The following is a 4,977-nucleotide window of genomic DNA, read 5'->3' as shown; positions in this document are numbered from 1 at the left end:
TCGCCCTCGATGGCGCCTGCGAGGACCTGCGCCGCGACGCCCGCTCGCTCGCCGGCCCCTTCTCCGGCGTCGGCCGTCCGGCCCCGAGGGCTGTCGCCGCCACCGCCCGCAGCGCCGCCGGTCCGAGCGCCCGCACGGTCGCCTCGCTGCCGGCCCTCCCCGGACAGCACGCCGCCGTCGCAGGGCGGCGCCGGTGAGGCCGCCCACCGCCGCCGGCCCGTCGACCTTCGGCGGCGCCGTGTCCGGCACCGCCCCATCCGCCTACCGCAACGACCTGGCGGCGGTCGCCGGGATGCTGCGCGCCCTCGGGCACAACGCCGCCGCGACCCCTTCCGGGCCCGTCTCCGGCATCCCCGACCGCGACGCCCTCCTGGAGCAGTGCCGCCAGGCGACTGCGTTCATCCGGCACTGCGGAGACAACGCCGAGCACTACCGCCGCCAGCCGCCGGCGGACAACCCGTCCGCGGCCGTACTGGCCTGCGCCTACGACGCCGCGATGAGCCGCGCCGCCACCGTCCACCGGCACCTGGGCGCCGCCCTCGATCTCTCGATCAAGTCCACGACCGCCACCCTGGCCAAACCGGGCAGCCCCGCCGCGGAACTGCGCCGTCGCCAGGCCGAACACACCGGCATCGCTCTGGAGACCGCGGACCGGTGCGCGGCCCAGGGAGCCGAGGAGGTTCGCGCGTTCACCGACCGGCTCGCGCCCGTCCCGGCGGAGACTCCTGCCGGTTCCGCACACGCTCCCGCTCCTCCCTCTACCTCGCCTGCCAGGAGCCGCCGTTGAGCACCAACCCTCCGCTGCCGCCCGTCCCGACCGGACTACGGCAGGACGATCTCGACACGCTGGGCGACCTCGCCGCGCAGCTGGCCGCCTTCGCCGACGCCATCCCCGCGCCGGCCCCGCACGAGCCGCTGCCCGAGGTCAGGGAGCTGGCCTGGCCGATGGTGCGCCTGCACGAGCTGATCGCGGTTCCGCTGGACGAGAGCTTCTTCCGCGCGACGAACACTGCGGGCCCCGACGCCGGGCTCGGCGTCTTCACCGCCACGACGACGGCCCTCACCCTCGCCCAGGCCGCGCTGGCCCGGTCGGCGAACCTGCTCGCCGACCCGGCGCCGACGCCCGAGGCGCTGAGCAGCGCCCGCAGCTGTCTCGCGACCGCCCGCGGCACCGTCCGCTCGGCGGCCGAAGCGCTGGGTGAGGCCGTGGACACCGCTTCCGGCCTTCCCGAGGTCACCGCCCTCGCCTCCCGCCGCCCCATCGTCCCGGCCGGGCACCGCCCACCGGCCGCGGGCGATGCCGCGCGCCGCGTGGACGCGGCGCTTCGCCGCTCGCCAGCCCTGGTCCTGCTCTCTCCTCCCGCCTCGCCACCCGCACCGCCGACCCGCTCCGGCACTCCGTCGGCGACGGTCGTACCGCTGCGGCGGACCTGACACCCGCGTCGGCCCCGCCCGAGTTCCGACTGCGGCCTCATCCGACGACGCACCGAACCTGCCGGCCCTCCCCGGCAGCTCCCGAACTGATGGAGTCCCCACGCCCACCGCCCGTCCCACCTCCGAGGTCAAGGCATACCAGCGGCACCTGCGCGACGTCGCGCAGCAGGCCGAGGCCCTCGCCGCGAAGCTGCCCACCGCCCGCGCCGCTTCCGCCGCCGGCGTGCCAGACGCCCGCGATGTCGCCGGGCACCTGCGCGCGATGCAGGAACTGCAGACCAGCGCGCTCGCCGCGGCCGAGTTCTCCGACCAGTTCCCGGCGCATCCCACCACCATGACGGCCGCCCGGCTCACCGCGCTGTCGCTAGCCCGAGCTCACGGCCGCGTCACCGAGGCCACCCGGCACCTGTCCTACCTGCTCCAACACGCCGTGAGCGCCGATGTCTGGGCTCTGCCCGACGCCCAGCCGGTCGACCCCGCCGCCGTCTACGGTGCCGCCTCCACCGAACTGCGTCGGACCGCAGGGCAGTTGCGTATCGATGCCGACCACCTCGCCTCCGCTGGCGTCTCCGCCGTCCCGGCCAAGCCCCGCCGGTCCGCCGCGCTCAGCGTCACCCAGCGCCTTCGCCGCGTCCTGCCCGGCCGCCGCACCGACCCCCTTCCGATCGCCGCGCTGCCCCGCAGCAGCGCCCCCGCTCCCCGCCGCTGACCCCAAGGACCCATCCTGACCACCACCTCCACCGAGACCCAGGCCCAGTGGCTGCTCGGCACCGCCGCCGATCTGCACTACTTCAGCGAAGAGCTGTTCAGCATCTACTGCCACCGCGATCCGCTCCCCGACCGCCTCGGCGCCGTCCTGGACTCCATGACCGACGTGCAGCAGAGGCTGCTGTCCAACGTCGTCGACGAGTACGACACCACTCCCGCCGAGTCCACCAGGCCCGAGGACATCGCCTGGCGACGCTGCAGCCTCGCCTACGCCTACGCCGGGCTGCTGACCGCGAAGGCGATCCTGCGCGCCCAGCCCGCCCTGGTCGCCGTCACGCTCAAGCGGAGCAGCCCCGAGGCCGACCGGTGGCCGCACCGCACCGCCTACTTCAAGTCTCTGTCGTCCTCCCGGGGAGTCCTCGAAGAGGCGGTCTGGAAGATCAAGGAGGTCGCGGCGGACCTGACCGGCCCGGAGCCGGACTTCCTCACCCTCACCGGCGAGGAGGCGATCGTTCTCACCCGCTCCGCCTCCCTGTACCAGCGGCCGGCCAAGCGCGTCACCGCGAAGAACGCCGCCGGCCCCGGCGCCGCCGTGCAGGTCTCGCCGCCCGCCGTGCGCGCCTCGACCGCCCGCAGCGGGGCCCGCCGATGACGCCGCCGGGCGGCGGGTGGCCGCGTATCGGCAGCATGTGCTCCGGCTATGGCGGCCTGGACCTGGGCGTCCAGGCCGTCCTCGGCGGAAGCGTGGCGTGGCATGCCGAGATGAACCCCAACGCCGCCTCGATCCTCGCCCACCACTGGCCTAGAGACGCCAAATCACGGCGACATAACCGCAGTTGAATGGGGCAGCGTCGAGCCGATCGACGTCCTCACGGCAGGCTTCCCCTGCCAGGACCTGAGCGTCGCCGGCCGCAGGGCCGGTCTGATGGAGGGCACCCGCTCCGGACTGTGGCTGACCATCGCCCGCGCGATCGACGTCCTCAAGCCAAGGTTGGTGATCATTGAAAACGTCCGCGGAATCCTCAGCGCAGCCGCTGCCTCGCCATCCGATGGCGACTTGGAGTGCGGCTGGTGCGATCTGGGAGACGGCGGAGGTGAGCCTGCTCTGCGGGCACTCGGCGCGGTTCTCGGAGACCTGGCCGACCTCGGGATGGATGCGCGGTGGACGGTGCTACCCGCTGCCGCCGTCGGCGCCCCCCACCGCAGGGAGCGGCTGTTCCTCGTCGCCTGGCCTTCCGACGCCGAAGGCCCGCGATGCGAAGGGGCCGGATGCGAAGCGGGAGGACCTGGGGCATGCGGTCACCCTGCTGAAGACCCCGACCAGCAATTTGGGCGTGATCGGCGGGAGTCAGCACCCCGACAAGCGGCGCCAGGGCGGCCACGGGCCGAACTTGAGCGACGAGGTGGAGCACCTGCTGTTCCCGACTCCGAAAGCCTCCGACGGGACGCACGGCGGGCCCAACAGCCGTGGCAGCAAGGGCGATCTGACCTTGCCGTCGGCGGCGGCTCAGCTGCTGCCGACGCCGAGGGCCTCGGACACCGGAACGCCCGGACGGAAACCCGGGGCGGGGTTCCGGCCGCCGCTGTCGGCGGTGGTCCTGCCGATCTGGGAGCAGGACAGCTCGGACTGAACCGGTGGGGCCCGTACGGGCCGGCCATCGCCCGGTGGGAGCGCGTCACCCGGCCCGCACCGGAGCCGACCGACGAGCGAGGCCGGCTCGCCCCCGCCTTCGTCGAGTGGATCATGGGCGTGAATGAGGGCCACGTCACAGCCGTTCCGGGCCTGTCTCGCTCCGCCCAGCTGACCGCACTGGGCAACGGCGTTGTTCCCCAACAGGCCAGCTCTGCCTTGCAGTTGCTCGGCGTGGCCGATCTACTCGCTGCCGCCCGCTGGTGCGGGCGGCGGTGAACGGAGGGTGCTTATACACCGAGTTCGGCCCGATACGTCGGGCCGTCGAGCGCAGATGCTCGTGTCATCACCCGCCGACGAGAGGCACCCGCCCCTTTGACCGCCCCCGAGCCCGACCCCACGTCCGCGCCGGACGGCTACACCAACTCCCAGATCGACGTGCTGACCGCGAAGCTGTCCGCTCTCGCGGCGGGATTCGACCTGCAGGCCGAGCAGCTGGCCAGCATGACCACCGCCCTTCCCCCGGAGGACGGCGACGATCTGGACGCCATCGGCGGCGCAGAGCCGCTGTTCATCCTCGCCTTCGACGACCCGCAGTACGACCAGGAACTGGAGCTGATGACCCCATGGGTAGACGAAATCTGGACCAAGATCTACGGCCCCGAGACCACCGCCGGCAAGCCCTGGTGCCCGCGCTGGAAGGAGCACCCCGAGGCCGTCGCCCGGCTGCACGCCGTCTGGCTGTCCTGGCAGGCCGCCCTCGACCCCGAATCGGGAGCCGCCGGCCCCAGCTCCTGGCAGCGCGACCACCTCGAACCCGCGCTCATGAAGCTCCGGTCCGCCGACGGGCCGTTCGCCGCCTGCACCAGCAGCGGTGGCCACATCAGCCACCGCGTGCTGCCGCACCCCGCGCTGACCGACACCACCCCTGCCGACCGCCCCCTCACCTGACCGAAAGAGCCGACCCTTGCCCGACTTCAACCTGCCCGGATGGCGTCCCGCGGACGCCGCCTCCGCCGAGGCCCAGGTGCAGTTCCTCGCCGCGGAGGATGCGTACGAGCTGCTGACCGAGGTCAACCACGACCACGACGGCAGCAGCGACGACTTCCTCCTCTTCGAGGACGTCTCCGGCTACGCCGCGGTCACCGCTCACCTGCACTACGACGAGGACGGCGAGACGTTCACCCTCGCCACCGCGACCCTGC

The 4,977-nt window shown here is 73.5% G+C and carries 8 protein-coding genes; all 8 read left to right on the top strand.

All coding sequences use genetic code 11. The features are described from left to right. Window positions 1-197, top strand: a 197-nt coding sequence (locus BI06_RS50600; RefSeq protein WP_158516417.1) for a hypothetical protein, incomplete at its 5' end; no start/stop codon positions are given. After that, window positions 194-787, top strand: a complete 594-nt coding sequence (locus tag BI06_RS11910) for a hypothetical protein (RefSeq protein WP_033823174.1) — start codon at window positions 194-196, stop codon at window positions 785-787. The genes BI06_RS50600 and BI06_RS11910, both read left to right, overlap by 4 nt. Further along, on the top strand, window positions 784-1,434 hold the full coding sequence (locus tag BI06_RS11905) for a hypothetical protein (protein ID WP_033823175.1): 651 nt from the start codon (window positions 784-786) through the stop codon (window positions 1,432-1,434). Before BI06_RS11910 ends, BI06_RS11905 begins: the two co-directional genes overlap by 4 nt. A 223-nt stretch (window positions 1,435-1,657) precedes the next feature. Continuing rightward, a complete protein-coding gene (locus tag BI06_RS11900) occupies window positions 1,658-2,143 on the top strand; it encodes a hypothetical protein (protein WP_043467778.1) in 486 nt (161 codons plus the stop codon). A gap of 156 nt (window positions 2,144-2,299) precedes the next feature. Next, window positions 2,300-2,794, top strand: coding sequence for a hypothetical protein (locus BI06_RS11895; protein ID WP_051740823.1), 495 nt, complete (start codon window positions 2,300-2,302; stop codon window positions 2,792-2,794). A gap of 174 nt (window positions 2,795-2,968) precedes the next feature. Further along, complete coding sequence (locus BI06_RS55465) at window positions 2,969-4,051, top strand: DNA cytosine methyltransferase (protein WP_369826107.1); 1,083 nt, start codon at window positions 2,969-2,971, stop codon at window positions 4,049-4,051. Between the two features lie 96 nt (window positions 4,052-4,147). Continuing rightward, on the top strand, window positions 4,148-4,723 hold the full coding sequence (locus tag BI06_RS11880; RefSeq protein ID WP_051740820.1) for a DUF4913 domain-containing protein: 576 nt from the start codon (window positions 4,148-4,150) through the stop codon (window positions 4,721-4,723). A gap of 16 nt (window positions 4,724-4,739) precedes the next feature. Further along, window positions 4,740-4,977 (top strand): hypothetical protein (locus BI06_RS50595; RefSeq protein ID WP_043467776.1); only part of this gene is annotated, 238 nt, incomplete at its 3' end.

Source organism: Kitasatospora sp. MBT66, assembly GCF_000710405.2.
Taxonomy (GTDB): Bacteria; Actinomycetota; Actinomycetes; order Streptomycetales; family Streptomycetaceae; genus Kitasatospora; species Kitasatospora purpeofusca.
This window is presented reverse-complemented; position numbering and strand designations above follow the sequence as displayed.

Coding starts and splice junctions, on each gene's coding strand:
- BI06_RS11895 (WP_051740823.1), top strand. CDS start 2,300: ATGACCGACGTGCAGCAGAGGCTGCTGTCCAACGTCGTCGACGAGTAC.